The 16,594-nt window shown below is 43.5% G+C and carries 16 protein-coding genes and 1 pseudogene; 11 read left to right on the top strand and 6 right to left on the bottom strand.

Annotated features, from left to right (window positions below; translation table 11 throughout):
• Positions 1-68: 68 nt before the first annotated feature.
• Positions 69-1,472, top strand: a complete 1,404-nt coding sequence (locus BN8908_RS02200) for an alanine/glycine:cation symporter family protein (protein ID WP_068688725.1) — start codon at positions 69-71, stop codon at positions 1,470-1,472.
• 188 nt (positions 1,473-1,660) lie between these two features.
• The gene (locus BN8908_RS02195) at positions 1,661-2,038 is read left to right on the top strand and encodes a RidA family protein (RefSeq protein ID WP_021987156.1); all 378 of its coding nucleotides are present in this window, start codon (positions 1,661-1,663) and stop codon (positions 2,036-2,038) included.
• 69 nt (positions 2,039-2,107) lie between these two features.
• Here BN8908_RS02195 and BN8908_RS02190 read toward each other — a convergent pair whose 3' ends face one another.
• The gene (locus BN8908_RS02190; protein ID WP_068688723.1) at positions 2,108-2,467 is read right to left on the bottom strand and encodes an HsmA family protein; all 360 of its coding nucleotides are present in this window, start codon (positions 2,465-2,467) and stop codon (positions 2,108-2,110) included.
• A 52-nt stretch (positions 2,468-2,519) separates the two neighbouring features.
• Positions 2,520-2,900 (bottom strand): hypothetical protein, encoded by a 381-nt coding sequence (locus BN8908_RS02185; protein WP_021987158.1) that lies wholly within the window; start codon positions 2,898-2,900, stop codon positions 2,520-2,522.
• Positions 2,901-3,259: 359 nt separating this feature from the next.
• On the opposite strand from BN8908_RS02185, the gene BN8908_RS02180 reads away from it, so the two are divergent.
• The 8 genes from BN8908_RS02180 to BN8908_RS02140 all read left to right on the top strand — a co-directional run bounded on the left by BN8908_RS02180 (position 3,260) and on the right by BN8908_RS02140 (position 12,108).
• On the top strand, positions 3,260-4,909 hold the full coding sequence (locus BN8908_RS02180) for an RluA family pseudouridine synthase (protein ID WP_068688717.1): 1,650 nt from the start codon (positions 3,260-3,262) through the stop codon (positions 4,907-4,909).
• Positions 4,910-5,118: 209 nt separating this feature from the next.
• Positions 5,119-5,691, top strand: coding sequence for a rubrerythrin (gene rbr, locus BN8908_RS02175; RefSeq protein ID WP_021987160.1), 573 nt, complete (start codon positions 5,119-5,121; stop codon positions 5,689-5,691).
• A 284-nt stretch (positions 5,692-5,975) separates the two neighbouring features.
• Entirely contained in the window at positions 5,976-7,394 is a 1,419-nt protein-coding gene (locus BN8908_RS02165) for an MFS transporter (RefSeq protein WP_021987161.1), read from the top strand.
• Positions 7,395-7,501: 107 nt separating this feature from the next.
• A complete protein-coding gene (locus BN8908_RS02160; protein WP_021987162.1) occupies positions 7,502-8,455 on the top strand; it encodes an NAD(P)H-dependent flavin oxidoreductase in 954 nt (317 codons plus the stop codon).
• 51 nt (positions 8,456-8,506) lie between these two features.
• Complete coding sequence (locus tag BN8908_RS02155; protein WP_021987163.1) at positions 8,507-9,745, top strand: M16 family metallopeptidase; 1,239 nt, start codon at positions 8,507-8,509, stop codon at positions 9,743-9,745.
• A gap of 32 nt (positions 9,746-9,777) precedes the next feature.
• Entirely contained in the window at positions 9,778-11,061 is a 1,284-nt protein-coding gene (locus BN8908_RS02150; protein WP_021987164.1) for a M16 family metallopeptidase, read from the top strand.
• Positions 11,062-11,076: 15 nt separating this feature from the next.
• Entirely contained in the window at positions 11,077-11,580 is a 504-nt protein-coding gene (locus BN8908_RS02145) for a DUF4251 domain-containing protein (RefSeq protein WP_068688712.1), read from the top strand.
• Between the two features lie 39 nt (positions 11,581-11,619).
• On the top strand, positions 11,620-12,108 hold the full coding sequence (locus BN8908_RS02140) for a DUF4251 domain-containing protein (protein ID WP_068688710.1): 489 nt from the start codon (positions 11,620-11,622) through the stop codon (positions 12,106-12,108).
• Positions 12,109-12,186: 78 nt separating this feature from the next.
• Here BN8908_RS02140 and gltA read toward each other — a convergent pair.
• A pseudogene (gltA, locus tag BN8908_RS02135) lies at positions 12,187-13,629 on the bottom strand (NADPH-dependent glutamate synthase); the annotation flags it as partial.
• Positions 13,630-13,703: 74 nt separating this feature from the next.
• Positions 13,704-14,516 carry a sulfide/dihydroorotate dehydrogenase-like FAD/NAD-binding protein gene (locus BN8908_RS02130; protein WP_021987168.1) on the bottom strand — a complete coding sequence of 271 codons (813 nt, stop codon included), beginning with the start codon at positions 14,514-14,516 and terminating at the stop codon, positions 13,704-13,706.
• 454 nt (positions 14,517-14,970) lie between these two features.
• Here BN8908_RS02130 and BN8908_RS02125 point away from each other — a divergent pair, with 454 nt between their 5' ends.
• Positions 14,971-15,300: a translation initiation factor gene (locus BN8908_RS02125; protein WP_068692049.1), complete on the top strand. Its 330-nt coding sequence runs from the start codon at positions 14,971-14,973 to the stop codon at positions 15,298-15,300.
• A gap of 383 nt (positions 15,301-15,683) precedes the next feature.
• On the opposite strand, the gene BN8908_RS02120 is transcribed toward BN8908_RS02125, so the two are convergent.
• Positions 15,684-16,214, bottom strand: coding sequence for an outer membrane beta-barrel protein (locus BN8908_RS02120; protein ID WP_161945846.1), 531 nt, complete (start codon positions 16,212-16,214; stop codon positions 15,684-15,686).
• Positions 16,215-16,227: 13 nt separating this feature from the next.
• Positions 16,228-16,578 carry a hypothetical protein gene (locus BN8908_RS18400; RefSeq protein ID WP_148453131.1) on the bottom strand — a complete coding sequence of 117 codons (351 nt, stop codon included), beginning with the start codon at positions 16,576-16,578 and terminating at the stop codon, positions 16,228-16,230.
• Positions 16,579-16,594 lie beyond the last annotated feature (16 nt).

Here is a 16,594-nt window from a genome sequence, read left to right as displayed (position 1 = left end):
AATTTAATACGCAAAAATTCAATCATTTTTAATCATCCGGCGTATATTTGTAAATAAAACAATATGCTATGCAAGAAACATTGAATAATTGGGTTATTATGCTCAACGACTGGATATGGACATTCCTGATCATTATCCCGCTGATCGGTGCCGGTTTATATTTCACTTTCCGGACACGTTTCGTACAATTCCGAAAAATCCGTGAAATGTTTCGTTTATTGGGAGAAGGGATTGCAGGGAGTAACAGCAAAAACTCCGTATCCTCCTTTCAGGCATTCTGCATCGCCACGGCTTCCAGAGTAGGAACCGGTAATTTAGCAGGTGTAGCGACAGCCATAGCCCTAGGAGGACCGGGAGCCGTTTTCTGGATGTGGCTGATTGCCTTGATCGGTTCGGCTTCTGCATTCGTCGAATCAACCCTGGCCCAGATATATAAAGAAAAAGGAGAAAAATCATTTATCGGCGGTCCCGCTTTTTACATGAAAAAAGGCTTGAAAAAGAAATGGATGGGTACTCTTTTTGCATTGATTATCATTGTCACTTTCGGACTGGTATTCAATTCCGTTCAGGCCAACACCATCTCTCTGGCATTTAATGAAAGTTTCGGATTCAGCAGAATCTGGTTGGCCGTTATACTGACATTTTTCACTTTTCTGACCATATTCGGCGGTATTCATCGGGTAGCCAGGGTATCGGGTATCATCGTTCCCATCATGGCTATTGCCTATATGCTGGTAGCTGTGTTTATTTTATCGATCAATATCACCCATATCCCTGCCCTTTTCGAACATATTTTCGCCAATGCATTCGGATTCGAACAAGTAATCGGCGGTGGCCTGGGAGCAACGATTATGCAAGGAGTCCGCCGGGGACTATTTTCCAACGAAGCCGGCATGGGATCAGCTCCCAATGCAGCAGCCACAGCCACGGTCAGTCATCCGGCCAAACAAGGCCTTATTCAGGCTTTGAGCGTTTTTACCGACACCCTCATTATTTGCAGTTGTACTTCATTTATCATTCTGCTCTCCGATCTCTCGGCAGAAAGCGGTTTAAAAGGGATACAACTGACTCAGGCAGCCCTTTCGAATGAAATCGGAGCTTTCGGCAGCCCGTTTATTGCCGTATGTATCCTGCTTTTTGCTTTCAGTTCCATTGTAGGCAACTATTCCTACTGTGAAACCAACTTGTTTTTTATTTCCTCAAAACCTTTTTATTTACAATTATACCGCATTGCTGTAGGCGCAATGGTATTATTCGGCTCTCTCGCCGGACTTGATCTGGTGTGGAATCTGGCTGATTTATTCATGGCGATAATGACGCTGACCAACCTCATCGCCATTATCCTGCTCAGTAAAATCGCCTTTAAAGCATTGGGAGATTATAACCGTCAGAAAAAAGCCGGTATCAAGAGCCCCGTATTCCATGCCTCTGCTATTCCCGAACTCGGGGAAGAGGTAACAGAATGGAAATAAAAGTACACCGCCGATAAAGGCGGTTTGCTATGTCGCATAACAATAAACGTCTTCGATTTTTGAATTGTGAGACTTGACTTTTAATTTTAAGTTCCTACTTTTGTACAAAATAAAACATGTCCGTAAAGACAGGAAAAAATGTGGAAAACAAAACGTTAAAATAACAATCAATCATTAACAAAAAGATTATGAAAAAAATCATCAACTCTCCGAAAGCACCGAAAGCCATCGGCCCCTATAGCCAGGCTGTAGAAGTCAACGGTACACTTTATATCAGCGGTCAGCTTCCGATCGACGCGTCCACCGGCAAATTTGCCGAAGGCGGTATCAAAGAACAAACCGAACAGGCACTGAAAAATATAGGCTACATTCTGGAAGAAGCCGGATATACTTTCGATCATGTCGTAAAATCAACCTGTTTGTTGAGTGACATCAGTGATTTTGCTGCCATGAATGAGGTATATGCCAGATACTACACCAAAGACTGTCCTGCCCGTGCAGCTTTTGCCGTGAAATCATTGCCTATGGGGGCATTGGTTGAAATAGAAACCATTGCTGCAAAATAAATACAAATAAAGCTAATGTGCCGGCATATTCTCTGCCGCAGCACATTAGCCCCGTTTACAACTGCGTTTTCATTCCCAGATACTCCAAACGGCTATACTGAACCGGCTGAAATTATGTTTCATACGGGGTGTCCCTTTCCGGAAAGTCCAAAAGGCCCAGCCGGCATGAATGGCCATCAGGAATATCGCTATACTTCCCAATGTGGCATGCAGGCTATTGTCGTGTCCCGTCAACCTCACCAACTCGGCCATAAAAGCAGTACCGACAAAATCACACAACAACCCCAAGCCGAAAGCGACCACATGCCAGCCTTTCAAACGTCCTTGTATCCGCTCGCTCCAGACACCTACCGAATAAAAAATCAAGGCCATCGAAATAATAACGATAGCCGCTAATAAAAACTGATCATCATAAGAGGTAAGATGCATATTCTCGTAATATTGGTTTTCCCTGTATTACGTATACGGAATAAACTTAGTTTTATCCCAGCAATTGTTTCAACTCCGCTACCCGGTTCATCCGTTCTACCGAAAACTCCATGCTCCGCGCATCGATAACATCGTACAACTCTATAATCTTCCGATACATAGCCCCCTGAATTTCCGCATCCGTCAACCTCCGGGCATCCCGGTAGATCAATTCGGTCAGCATTTCCAGCTTATAAATCGGATCGTCTGCAAAAAAAGTGGTAATTTCCTTAACCGAGGCCTGAATAAACCAATCCCGGTCCCTGGCAAAATACGAGGAATAAAATCCGGCGTACAGCGACTCGTCTCCGTTTCGTTTTCCTCCGTCCCGGACATCATCCAGTTCCTCAAAAAATGTTTTGATTACTGTAGCAATGAGATCTCTTGAAAGCATAAACTGACTAATTATTTTGTTTTATCTCCCCTTCGTGATACTCAAAAGTATACAAAATTCCGGTCTATCAAAAATCAATTTAAATTTAATTTACCGCATCAACTCCCATCCCGGTTTCGAATCAAAAATTACACAATTGAGTCCGTCCCAGTGTGTAATTTTGCCACTGGTTTTATACGTCACCTTTAACCTCTTTCCCAGGTATTCAAACACATTAATTTTTCCCCAACAATCGGAAATCAAAAATCATAAACCGTAAAACTGCTTTGCCGATCGTTTCTTTTGCCATTGAACAAATTCGTCGTACTTTTATACCCGTTTTAGGCTTATCCGTTTAACTTAATAAAGACGGTCAGTATATGTCAGTGAAAAAAGAGAACAAAATATCCGGATTCCATCCTTTTTCAACACCGGTGACACACATCGTCCTACCCCAAAAATTTACCTGTCCTTTTCACTACACCCCCCATCCGCTTTGTATCATTGCCTCAGAAGAGATTCAGGACTATCTTTCCCGGCAAAAACAATGGGAAGAGGAATTGAATAAAGGTAAAATGTTCGGGGTATTGGTCGTTCGGACCGAAACAGGCAGGATCGGCTATCTGGCAGCATTTTCCGGTATTCTGGCAGGCCGGAATATACATCCTTATTTCGTACCTCCGGTTTATGATCTACAGCAACCTCAAGGCTTTTTCAAAAAAGAAGAGGCAAATATAACGGCCCTCAACGAACGGATAAACATCCTGGAAAATGATACTCATTACCTGAATATCCGGCAGAAAATCAGCGATATCAATCAAAAAGCCGGACAAATACTGGCCGATGCCAAAGACAATTTAAAAAAAGCCAAGGCAGACCGGGACGTCCGTCGTAAAAATCCCCTCACAGAGGCAGAGCAAGCCGATTTACTCAAAGAAAGTCAATTCCGGAAAGCAGAATTCAGACGACTGAAACAGTATTGGGAAAAACAAATCGATGCAATTCAAGCTGAAACAGACCGTTTCACTTTACAGATAGAAACACTAAAAGAAGAACGCAAAAACCGTTCTGCCGCTTTACAACAAAAACTTTTCGAGCAATTTCAGCTACTAAACGCCCGGGGCGAAATAAGAAATCTGTGTGATATCTTTAAAGAGACCGTACATAAGACACCGCCCGCAGGCGCCGGTGAATGCGCTGCCCCCAAATTATTGCAATATGCCTATCTCAATCGTCTCCACCCCATTGCCATGGCAGAATTCTGGTGGGGCAATTCCCCGAAAACGGAGCTCCGCCGGCACGGATACTATTACCCTGCCTGTAAGGGAAAATGCGAACCGATTTTAAAGCATATGCTTCAGGGACTGGATGTCGAAGACAACCTTCTACCTGAAAATACGCCCGACAGGTATGAATTGGAAATCCTGTATGAAGATCAATGGTTACTGATTGTCAATAAACCGGCAGGCATGTTGTCCGTCCCCGGAAAATCAAGTCAGGCTTCCGTTTGTCAATTACTCCAAAAACACCATCCCGCCCTTACCGGCCTGACGACCGTTCACCGCCTGGATATGGCAACTTCCGGCTTGCTGCTGATTGCCAAGACCAAAGATATCCATTACCATTTACAGCGACAATTCAAAAACCGAACTATAAAAAAAAGTTACGTCGCTATCCTGGACGGTAACATCGACAGCGACGAAGGAATTATTGAACTTCCTCTTTGTCTCGATCCCTGGGATCGTCCGCGGCAGATCGTCAGCCCCGAGCACGGTAAACCGTCCGTTACCCGATACCGGGTTGTGGAGCACAATGCCAACCGAACCCGCATCGTATTTTACCCCCTTACCGGCAGAACCCACCAACTACGTGTCCATGCTGCCCATCCGCTTGGCTTAAACACGCCTATCCTGGGCGACACCTTATACGGCCGGGAAGCAGAACGCCTTTACCTTCACGCCGAAAGTCTCGAATTCCGGCATCCCGTATCTCATGAGATTATCCGGATAGAAAAAAAGGCTGAATTTTAAAAAACGGACATCTGTATCCCGGAATAAATCTTCAACAAATGCTGTTTATCTTATTTAAATTCATTCTTAATAACCTGTATTCGCATTATAGACAAAGCATATAGATAAAAACTATAATTTTATAAAAACAAAGTATTTGTTTGCTATCTTTGTTCATACTAAACTTGCATAAACAAATTGAAGTGCCAAATCATTTAATCTATAACGTTATGAGTATTAAAGGAACCAGAACAGAACAAAACCTGCTGAAATCATTTGCAGGAGAATCTCAGGCCAGAAGTCGTTATACATTCTTTGCCAGTGTAGCTAAAAAAGAAGGTTACGAACAGATCAGCGGCGTATTTATGGAAACGGCGGAACAGGAAAAAGAACATGCTAAGAAGTTTTTCAAGTACCTGGAAGGAGGAATGGTTGAAATCACTGCAAGTTATCCGGCCGGTATCATCGGAACGACAGCCGAAAACCTGAAAGCAGCAGCCGAAGGAGAAAACGAAGAATGGGCAGATCTATACCCTGAATTTGCAAAGATTGCAGACGAAGAAGGTTTTCCTCAGATTGCCAATACATTTCGTCAAATAGCTAAAGTAGAGGCAGAACACGAAGCCCGCTACCGGACTTTGTTGGCACGCGTTGAGGCCGGTAAAGTGTTCGAACGCGACGAAGAGATCGAATGGCAATGCCGTAACTGCGGATATGTACTGAAAGGTAAAAAAGCTCCGATGAAATGTCCGGCTTGCGAACATCCCCAAGCTTATTTTGAACCGAAAAAGAATAACTATTAAAGTTCATCGCATCTAAAGAACAACAGGCCTGTTTTAAAAATAAAACAGGCCTGTTGTTTTTTACGTAATCCAAACCGATACTCTTTCATCCGAAAGCTACGGAAAAAAATCCGGAAAAGAAAAGCCGTATACGGGAACTTCTCCCAGCGGTATGATCTGTGCCGGAAAGGGTTGTTAAATCGTTTGAAATCTAAAAAAGAGTGATCGAAAACCACTCTTTTTTATTTATTTCTTATAACTTTGACGGCAATGCGCGAAAATATATTTAATCTAAATAAAAAACTATGACAGAAAAAATCAACAAACTATTGAAAGACTCTGCGGCAGCACGTTGGACTGCCTTGATCTTATTGGCCTCGGCAATGTTTTTTGCTTATATGTTCGTAGATATATTGTCTCCGTTACAGGCCATGTTACAAGAAACTCATGGCTGGGACCCCACTGCTTACGGAACTTATCAGGGAAGTGAAACCTTTTTGAATGTATTTGTATTCTTTCTGATTTTTGCCGGTATTATCCTGGATAAAATCGGAGTACGTTACACGGCTTTACTTTCCGGAGCATTGATGGTCATCGGTGCATACATTAAATATTTCGCCGTATCCTCGGCTTTTAGCGGCTGTGCTGCCGATGAATTTTTAAAAGGTTTCTGGAATTTCTTCCCCTTCTATGAAGGCATGCCTTCTTCCGCTAAAATGGCGGCGTTAGGTTTTATGATTTTCGGTTGCGGTGTGGAAATGGCAGGTATCACGGTTTCCAAAGGTATCGTAAAATGGTTTAAAGGCAAAGAAATGGCTCTTGCCATGGGACTTGAAATGGCTATCGCACGTATCGGAGTTGCAGCAGCCGTTCTCGTATCACCGGCAATCGCCAACATGGGGGGAGTCAGCGATGCTTCCCGTTCCGTGATGTTCTGCGTCATTCTTTTGCTTGTCGGTTTTATTTCTTTCTGCGTATATTTCTTCATGGATAAAAAACTGGAGAAACAGATGGGAGAAAGCGGGGAAGAACCTGAAGAACCGTTTAAAATCAGCGATTTGGGTAAAATCTTTACCAGTAAAGTATTCTGGCTTGTCGCTTTATTATGTGTGTTGTACTATTCAGCTATTTTCCCCTTCCAGAAATATGCCATCAATATGTTGCAATGTAATCTGGATTTCACGGCAGAAAAGGCAGGTTTGATTTTTTCTGTATTCCCTTTGGGCGCTGCTGCAATTACACCCATTTTGGGTAACTATCTGGACCGGAAAGGAAAGGGGGCTTCCATGCTTATATTCGGAGCTCTCCTGATGATTATCTGTCACCTTACATTTGCGCTCGCATTACCGGTATTGAAAGGCAGTATGGCAGGGCCGGTCATTGCATTTACAGCCATCATCCTACTCGGAATTTCCTTCTCACTCGTTCCTGCGGCGTTGTGGCCGAGTGTCCCGAAATTAGTTGACGATCGTCTGTTGGGATCGGCTTATGCCGTCATTTTCTGGATTCAGAATATAGGTTTATTTGCATTCCCGATGATTATCGGCAATGTTTTGGCGGCAGTAAACCCGGGCATCACCGACCCGCTACAATACAATTACACCGTTCCGATGCTGGTATTTGCCAGCTTGGGTGTATTTGCCCTATTATTGGGTCTCTGGTTGAAAAAAGAAGATAAAATCAAAGGTTACGGTTTGGAATTACCGAATATCAAAAAGGATTAATCTATCTTCAATACTGTAGAGATAGCGGAAATTACATGGTAATTTCCGCTATTTTTTTGTAGATTTGCGAAAATAGGAATATACTTATATTTAACTACCATAAACTTATGAATCGAATCACAAAACTCTTTCGCATAAAATACCCGATCATACAAGGCGGGATGGTTTGGTGCAGCGGTTGGCGCCTTGCATCGGCTGTCAGCAATCAAGGCGGATTGGGCTTACTCGGAGCCGGCTCTATGCATCCGGAAACTTTACTGGAACACATCCGGAAAATGCACACAGCCACCACGAAGCCCTGGGGCGTTAATGTCCCGCTTTTATATCCGGAAATTGACAATCTGATCGATATGTTAATCCGTGAAAAAGTTAAAATCGTATTTACATCTGCCGGAAGTCCGAAAAAATATACCCCTTTGCTGAAGGCTCACGACATAACGGTAGTACATGTCGTCAGCAGCGCTACCTTCGCCCTGAAAAGCCAGGAAGCCGGAGTCGATGCCGTCGTAGCAGAAGGGTTTGAGGCCGGCGGACATAACGGCCGGGAAGAAACCACAACCCTGACTCTGATTCCCGATGTCGTCAGTCAATGTAATCTGCCGGTCATAGCTGCCGGCGGTATAGCCTCCGGAAAAGCCATGCTGGCTGCTTTCGCTTTAGGTGCTGCAGGTGTACAAATCGGTTCCCGCTTTGCAGTCGCAACCGAATCGTCCGCACATCAGGCATTCAAGCAAAGAGTATGGGATACCCCGGAAGGAGGAACGATGTTAGCATTGAAGAAAATCGCCCCGACCCGTCTCATTAAAAATGAATTTTACGAACAGGTAAAAGCATTGGAAGAAAAAGGCGCCGATACCGAAAAGTTAAAAGAATTACTAGGAAAAGGACGGGCTAAAATGGGTATTTTCGAAGGCGATATGAAGGAAGGCGAACTGGAAATCGGCCAAATTTCATCCATGCTTACCAAAGAAGAAAATGTGGAAGAAATTTTCAAAGCACTCCTTTCAGACTATAACAATACCCTGAAAACACTGAAATCTGATAATTTCCGGATGGAATAAGATAATCTTTCCTCCCTGAATTTCACATTTCCCAACTTTCAAATCTTTATTATGATTAAATTTTCACGCCATATTCTGGACAACGGTCTCACATTGCTATGCAGCTACGATGCAGGTACTCCGTTCGTATCCGTCAACATATTGTACAAAGTAGGCTCCAAGAACGAAAACGCCGATAAAACGGGTTTTGCCCATCTTTTTGAGCACCTGATGTTCGGCGGCTCGCTCAATATACCGGATTTCGACCGGGAAATACAGCTTGCCGGCGGAGACAGCAATGCTTATACGACAAATGACTATACAAACTATTACATCACCGTCCCGGCTGCCAATATTGAAACCGCTCTCTGGCTGGAATCCGACCGTATGTTGAACCTGAATTTCTCTCCGCAGAGTCTGCATGTTCAGCAACAAGTCGTTACGGAGGAATACAAGCAACGTTACCTGAATGCACCATACGGAGATATCTGGCTGCGTTTGCGACCGCTGGCCTATAAAGTACATCCCTACCGCTGGCCTACGATCGGTATGTCGCTCGGGCACATCGAACAGGCTACATTGGAAGACGTGAAAGATTTTTTCAATAAATACTATACTCCGGACAATGCGATCATCAGCATTTGCGGCAATATAACCGAAGATAAAGCAGTAGCGCTCGTAAAAAAATGGTTCGGCGATATTCCTCCCGCCCATTACAGAAAGCCCTTGTTGCCGGCAGAACCGGAACAACAGGAAGCCCGGAGACTTGTTCTGGAAAACAACCCGGTACCTGCCGATATGATCTGGAAAGTATACCACATGGGAAATCGTTTATCCGAAAATTTTTACCACTGTGACATCATCTCCGATATCTTATCCAACGGACAGTCATCACGCCTTTATCTCCACCTGATCAAAAACAGCGGCATTTTCTCGGATGTCGATGCTTATGTCAGCGGTGATACCGACCCGGGCCTGTTTATTTTCAGCGGTAAACTATCCGAAGGTGTTTCTGTTGAAGAAGCGGAAAAAGCGATGGAATCGGAATTGGAACATTTTATCAGTGATCCGATTTCCGAACGGGAACTACAAAAAATCATCCACAAAACGGAAGCCCGGATTTGCTACAGCGAGATCAGCTATCAAACCAAGGCCGGCAATCTGGCTTTCTTTGAATTTTTAGGAGACGCCGGGCTTATCAATTGTGAAAACAAAAAATACGAAGGGATCACCGTCGACAAATTGAAAAATACCGCCCGGGAATTATTCCGGCCGGAAAACTCATCGACACTGATTTACCGAAAAAAATAAATAATCCGACAAGCATTTAATCTTTTTATCCCATGAATATCAATCGAAAAATAAGTCCGGTAATCTCTGAATTAAGTGTTCCCACCCTTCTTTCATACACCCGTGAGACTTTTGCAAACGGAACGGAAGTGATCTGGGTACACGATCCCAATCAGGAAGTATTCAAAATGGACATAACTTTCGATGCAGGTGCATACTATCAGCCTCAGCCTTTAACAGCCTCCGCTACGATCAATATGCTGAATGAAGGCACAAAACGACACAGCTCCTCCCAAATAGCTGAAATTTTCGATTATTACGGAGCCTACACCGATTTCAACTCGGGTATGCACAAGGCCGAAGTCAATTTGTTTTCCATGAACAAATTTGCCGGAGAAACCATCCCGGTAGTAGCGGAACTGATAACCGAAAGTACGATTCCGGCCAACGAACTGGAAATATACCTTCGGAACAAATTACAGCAATTCAGGATAGAAAAGCAAAAAACAGCCTGGCTGGCCCGGAAAGAAATGTACCGGGTAATGTTCGGTACACGACACCCTTACGGCAATCAAATCTCCGAACAGGATTATACCCGGATAACCCCCGAATTGATCCGTCAATTCTATACCGCACGAATCCTGAGCGGTAAAAGCCGGATAATACTCTCCGGTAATATCACGGAAACAATACGGAAACGGGTACAGGAATCATTTGCCATCTCTAACCGGCCGGTAAACGATTTACCGGAACCGGAACATGTATTCGAACCGGCAAAACCGGGCCGGTATCATATCGAAAAAGCCGATGCCGTACAAACCAGCATCCGGATCGGCAAAAAAGGTGTCGGTCTGGCAGACAAGGACTACGCCGGCTTTCTGCTGCTAAACACGGTGTTGGGCGGCTATTTCGGTTCCCGCCTGATGTCCAACATACGGGAGGAAAAAGGCTACACCTACGGTATACAATCGTTTAATGTATCCCTTCCTCTGACAGCCTATTGGGGTATCAGCACCGATGTAGACAACAAACACACCCGGGCTGCTATCGACGAGATATTGAAAGAAATCGAAAAGATCAGGCAGGAACCGATTCCTTCGGACGAATTAAACCGGGTTAAAAGTTTTTTTTATGGAGACCTGTTACGGGAAATCGACGGTGTTTTCTCTCAGGCAGATTCCCTGAAACAGAAATTAATCTACGGCAAAGACAACCGTTTCTATATCGACATTATCGACCGGGTAAAGCACTGTACTCCTGACGAACTACAGGAATTAGCCCAACGTTATCTGGATCCGGCAGAATTATACATTGTTACCGCAGGAAAAACAATATAAACCAAAACCGATGCCATGAAAAACATTTTTCTTTTATTATTGCTCTCCGTAAGTTTCACCTTACAAGCGCAGAATCATGTGGCCAAAGACAGCACATTTGAGCAATTACGAACTTTAATCGAAAGCGGGAACTTCCGCATCGAGGTAAACCGGGCATATCCCTCCGGAGGCCGGAGTGTCGACCTGTTTTCCAACCGGGGTTTTGTTAACGTAAAAGATTCCGTTGCCACAGGTTTCTTTCCTTTTTTCGGACGGGCCTACTCAGCTCCCCTCAACGGAGAAGGAGGAATAGAATTCAATGCTCCCATGAAAAAAATTACCCTGACCGTAAAAAATAAAAAGAAGAACAAACGTATTCTATACCATTTTCAGGTAAAAGGGACAAACGACACGTATGACATTTATGTAGACGCTTCTGCAAGCGGCAGTTGTATGGTATCTGTACGAAGCAACCAGAAAAGTCATATTTCTTACAGCGGGGATATCTTCCCACTTCCGGAAAAAAGTTCCAAACCTTAAAAATCACTTCATCGTATACGGAGAAAAAACTCCGTAACGATGAAACTTATCCTGCTTCTCTCTTTATTTTACATCTGTCAGTATTCCTACGGACAGAACGAAACCGAACGTATACAGAACGACTTTCAAAAAACCAAAGAAATCGTCGACGGCAATCATTTCAAAATCGTTTTCAGCATCGCAACGCCTTTAAGCGGTGTCAATGTTCGTATTGACAGTGCCTGGGTAGCTGTAAACGGGAAAAAAGCCTCCGGTTATCTCCCTTACTACACTGGAAATTACGGTTTCTCCATGACCGGAAATAAAGGTATTCTTTTCGACAACGAAATGCTCAACCGTACAGAAAAAATCAAAGGCCGGAAGGTAAAAAAAGCCATCAAATACAGTTTCGATATTGTCGGTAAAAACGATATCTACCGGCTCGAAATGGATATTCAATACGACAGAACCTGCTATCTTTATGTAACCAGCAACCGTCGTAGTCCGATCTCTTACATAGGTACCATTTATAAAACCGGCAGCCAATAACCGCCGGTTTTATATCCCGATTTTTTCTTTCAGGCAATTGAAACGCCCAATCAAAAACCGTACATCCGTAATCTATCTTTACAATTTCATCCGTTCATCCATACAGGCAGCAGCCCGGCGGCCATCCCCCATAGCCAGGATTACCGTAGCTCCCCCCCGGACAATATCGCCTCCGGCATACAAGCCCGGGATATTGGATTCCATCGTATTTTCGTCTACGACGATCGTTCCTTTTCTGGACACTTCCAATCCCGGTACCGAGTTCGGAATAATCGGATTCGGAGAAACACCGACAGCTACGACTACGACATCGGCATCGATCAGATATTCCGATCCTTCCACGGCTACCGGACTCCTCCGTCCGCTCTCATCCGGCTCTCCCAATTCCATTTTCTGCACCTTCACCTGTTTCACCCGTCCCCGCTCGTCCTGAATATATTCAACCGGATTCGTCAGTGTAATAAATTCACACCCTTCCTCCTTGGCATGTTTTACCTCTTCGATACGGGCAGGCATCTCCGCCTCACTCCGCCGGTATACGATCATAGCCTTATCCGCCCCCAGGCGAAGGGCTGTACGCACCGAATCCATAGCCGTATTTCCACCACCGACGACAACCACATTTTTCCCCCGGAAGACAGGTGTATCGGCATCCTCCTGATCGGCACCCATCAAATTAACCCGTGTCAGGTATTCATTGGATGACAACACCCCGTTCGCATTTTCTCCCGGAATATTCATAAAACGCGGCAATCCGGCTCCCGAACCGACATAAAATCCCCGGAATCCTTCGGCTTTCAGGTCTTCGATTGACGCTGTCTGACCGACAATAAAATTCGTAATGAATTTTACCCCCATTTGTCTCAAATTATCAATCTCTACATCTACAATCCGGTTGGGAAGACGAAATTCGGGTATACCGTACTTCAAAACACCTCCGATTTCGTGAAGGGCTTCGAATACCGTCACATCGTATCCCCGCTTGGCCATATCTCCGGCAAACGACAGTCCGGAAGGCCCGGAACCGATCACAGCTACTTTCATTCCATTGGAAGCAGCCACTTCAGGCACGGAAATATGTCCGGACTCCCGTTCGTAATCAGCGGCAAAACGTTCCAGATAACCGATCGCTACCGGATCTTTTTTCAATTTCTGCAAATAAAAACATTTCGACTCGCATTGCTTTTCCTGGGGACATACCCGACCGCACACAGCCGGTAAAGCACTCGTCTGCTTTAATACAGCCGCCGCTTCCCCTATTTCTCCCCGTTCTATATTTTTGATAAATCCCGGAATATCAATTCCGACGGGGCAACCTTCCATACAAGTCGGATTGACACAATCCATACAACGGGAAGCTTCCCGGCGGGCCATTTCTTCGGTTAAACCGGTATTTACTTCCAAACGCTGGCTTTTTACACGTTCCGAAGCCGCTCTTTCAGGCATCTTCACCCGTTCGATCTCCGTTCTTGCTTTACCCTTTATTTCTTCCCGGAGTTTCTTTCTCCAATCTGTATTTCTATCGCTTACGCTCATATATCCTAAATTTAAATCCCAAACGACGTCAACTTTCGGTTATCCGTAATCCAAGATTATTATATATGTTTCATTTTTTCAGTCTCTATATTCTTATATCCTCCCAATCTCGACATCATCTCATCGAAATCGATCTGGTGCGCATCAAATTCAGGGCCATCGACACAAGTAAATTTCGTTTTTCCGCCGACAGTTACCCGACAGGCACCGCACATCCCCGTACCATCCACCATAATAGCATTCAGACTCGCAATTGTCGGAATATCATACTTCTTTGTCAGTAAGGCACAAAATTTCATCATAACTGCCGGTCCGATCGTCACGGCCAAATCCACTTTTTCCCTTTGGATCACTTCCTCCATGCCTTCCGTAACCAATCCTTTCCGGCCGTAGCTACCGTCATCCGTCATCACAATTACCTCATCCGAATACCGTCTGATCTCATCTTCCAGTATAACCAAATCTTTATTGCGGGCCGCAATAACCGAAACCACCCGATTCCCGGCTTCTTTAAATCCCTGAACAATAGGCAGTAAAGGAGCAACACCGACACCTCCGCCACAAGCAAGCACTGTTCCGACCTTCTCGATATGAGTCGCTTTACCCAGCGGGCCGACCAAATCCGTAATATAATCCCCCTCGTTCAGATCACATAATTTTGTCGAAGAAACCCCCATCTTTTGAATAACCAAAGTGATACTTCCGCGCACGGTATCCGCCTCTGAAATCGTCAAAGGAACACGTTCGCCCCGTTCTCCGACCCTCACAATTACAAAATTTCCCGGCTTACGGGCCTTGGCAATCAACGGAGCCTCCACTTCCAGTTGTATGACCCGGTCAGAAAAATGTCTTTTTTTCAAAATTTTATTCATAGTTTTCTATCGGTTATAGTTTTTATCGTCTATATACAGTTGTTCAGACTTACAAAAATAAGTGGTATTTTTAACCTTACAAGTCTTCCGTAAATTTATTTTTAATTTATCCTCTTTGATTTACGCTTCCGGAAGAATCACAAAACCGTTCTGATTTTTAATTGTGCATTCCAACCGCATTTCCGGTCTTATTCCCTATTTTTAATTCTCCGGATATTCTGATTGTTATCTTCCAACCGGAATAAATAAAAACGGCTGCCCGACAAAAGCAATTTTAAAATATAAAACGCCCGAAAAGGAAAACCGGAAGACAGAAAACAAAATTTAAAAAATAAAATCCTCAGATAAAATCGTACATTTGCCGTATCGTTATTTATGAAAATCCATGCCGGACAATCCCATCGACAAAACCGGCAAAACCATTTCAGGAATAAACAAAACAACACGGAAAACCATGGCAAATAAAAAAGACAGAATCAATATCGTATATTCGACCAATCCCGATTTCAACTACGAATACAATCAGGAAGAAGCACAGGAAACCCTGAGTCCGGAAAAGCAAAATTTACGGGTAACACTGGACACCAAACAACGGGCCGGCAAAGTTGTCACACTGGTTCAAGGGTTTGTGGGTACGGAGAATGACCTGAAAGAACTCGCCAAACTACTGAAAAACAAATGCGGAGTAGGCGGCAGCATCAAAGACGGAATCATCATCATCCAGGGAGCCTTACGGGATAAAGTCCTGGCCATCCTCCAAGCCAACCGCTACCGCGCCAAATAAATTCAAGATTGTAGGTTTCGGATCGACGATTTGAAATTATCCCCACAATTCCCCTTAAATCTTTATGCTTCCAAATCTTCATCTCTGTTTAACACATCCTGTTATTTCCAAAATATAGAATATTTTATTCAAACGAAAAAAGAGATCGAAAAACAAAACTTCCCGATCTCTTTTTGATTTAAAACAGCTCTATAAACTACAGTTTAATTAAAAATTTTATCACCTTCAATTAAAAAGATAGACTGATACTTTTACGTATTTCTTTATTTCCAACCGAAACCATAATGTAAATAAAAACATACTTATCATCAGAAACTCTCTTAATTCAGTTCAAATATATGTTCCTCAAAAACTATCCATAATTTACAAAAGCAATTGGAATCCTAATTTTGCTTTTTATTACCTCCTCCGAAAACAATACCAATGGAACATCCCCAAAAACTATAATCAGTCCTTAACAAACGATATTCAAATGTAACCCGGGCATGATGAAAAAACTCTGCTCCGATACGGGGATTTACACAATACGACTTCTCAACAACTCTATCGTTATCAATATCTATCGCTGCTAAACCGATTCCCAAACCGACAAAGGGATTGACTTTCTTACCTTGTCGGAAATTATAATCGGCAACCGGTTGGATAATAACATTCCGATATATTGTCTCCGAATTATCATTATTATTCAACCGTTCGTAAGCACCGACAAAAAATTGCATTCCGAAATCAAAACATACCTTGTAATTATAACGCATTTCCATAAATACATTTAATCCTGTCCGCACATCTTCTCCCTTTTGTTTCTGTATTCCCCAATTCGGTCCTATAGCTACTTCAAACTCAAATGGGGTAACAGTCTCCTGAGAAAAAGCAATAACAGGAATTAATACCAAAAACATAATAATTATTTTCATAGTGATCATATATTTAATCTCCTGTATAAATTCTGGCAGCTCTCCATTTCCCATTCCATTTAGCTGCCCCGTACACACAACCACGCTCGATATGGGCTCTATAAGGCTGACTATAACTTACAGAAGCATAAGCTATATTAGGATATAATTGTACTCCAACGGTATAACTTCCCGACCACCATGAGGTATCGAAACGATATACTTCCCTGCCGTCATTACGAGTATAACGCTCAATCTGAGGTATTACAACACGCAGGAAATTATCTTTCGGTTTGGGTTCACGGGTAAAGACCTGATATATATACAGGAGATACTCACCAAAACAAACAGACAGACAATCCCAAAATACTTTACTCCACCACACATTTTGTTACATATTT

Origin of the sequence: Culturomica massiliensis (assembly GCF_900091655.1) — a bacterium.
GTDB classification, from domain to species: domain Bacteria; phylum Bacteroidota; class Bacteroidia; order Bacteroidales; family Marinifilaceae; genus Culturomica; species Culturomica massiliensis.
Note: the sequence above shows the minus strand (reverse complement) of the source record. Positions and strands in the feature narration are given on the sequence as shown.

Bases quoted from the DNA above. Each gene is read 5' to 3' on its own strand.
- BN8908_RS02185 (WP_021987158.1), bottom strand. From the start codon at position 2,900: ATGCTTTCAAGAGATCTCATTGCTACAGTAATCAAAACATTTTTTGAG.
- BN8908_RS02140 (WP_068688710.1), top strand. From the start codon at position 11,620: ATGAAACTTATCCTGCTTCTCTCTTTATTTTACATCTGTCAGTATTCC.
- BN8908_RS02165 (WP_021987161.1), top strand. From the start codon at position 5,976: ATGACAGAAAAAATCAACAAACTATTGAAAGACTCTGCGGCAGCACGT.
- rbr (WP_021987160.1), top strand. From the start codon at position 5,119: ATGAGTATTAAAGGAACCAGAACAGAACAAAACCTGCTGAAATCATTT.
- BN8908_RS02120 (WP_161945846.1), bottom strand. From the start codon at position 16,214: ATGAAAATAATTATTATGTTTTTGGTATTAATTCCTGTTATTGCTTTT.
- BN8908_RS02200 (WP_068688725.1), top strand. From the start codon at position 69: ATGCAAGAAACATTGAATAATTGGGTTATTATGCTCAACGACTGGATA.
- BN8908_RS02160 (WP_021987162.1), top strand. From the start codon at position 7,502: ATGAATCGAATCACAAAACTCTTTCGCATAAAATACCCGATCATACAA.
- BN8908_RS02145 (WP_068688712.1), top strand. From the start codon at position 11,077: ATGAAAAACATTTTTCTTTTATTATTGCTCTCCGTAAGTTTCACCTTA.
- BN8908_RS02130 (WP_021987168.1), bottom strand. From the start codon at position 14,516: ATGAATAAAATTTTGAAAAAAAGACATTTTTCTGACCGGGTCATACAA.
- BN8908_RS02180 (WP_068688717.1), top strand. From the start codon at position 3,260: ATGTCAGTGAAAAAAGAGAACAAAATATCCGGATTCCATCCTTTTTCA.
- BN8908_RS02155 (WP_021987163.1), top strand. From the start codon at position 8,507: ATGATTAAATTTTCACGCCATATTCTGGACAACGGTCTCACATTGCTA.
- BN8908_RS02195 (WP_021987156.1), top strand. From the start codon at position 1,661: ATGAAAAAAATCATCAACTCTCCGAAAGCACCGAAAGCCATCGGCCCC.
- BN8908_RS02150 (WP_021987164.1), top strand. From the start codon at position 9,778: ATGAATATCAATCGAAAAATAAGTCCGGTAATCTCTGAATTAAGTGTT.
- BN8908_RS02190 (WP_068688723.1), bottom strand. From the start codon at position 2,467: ATGCATCTTACCTCTTATGATGATCAGTTTTTATTAGCGGCTATCGTT.
- BN8908_RS02125 (WP_068692049.1), top strand. From the start codon at position 14,971: ATGGCAAATAAAAAAGACAGAATCAATATCGTATATTCGACCAATCCC.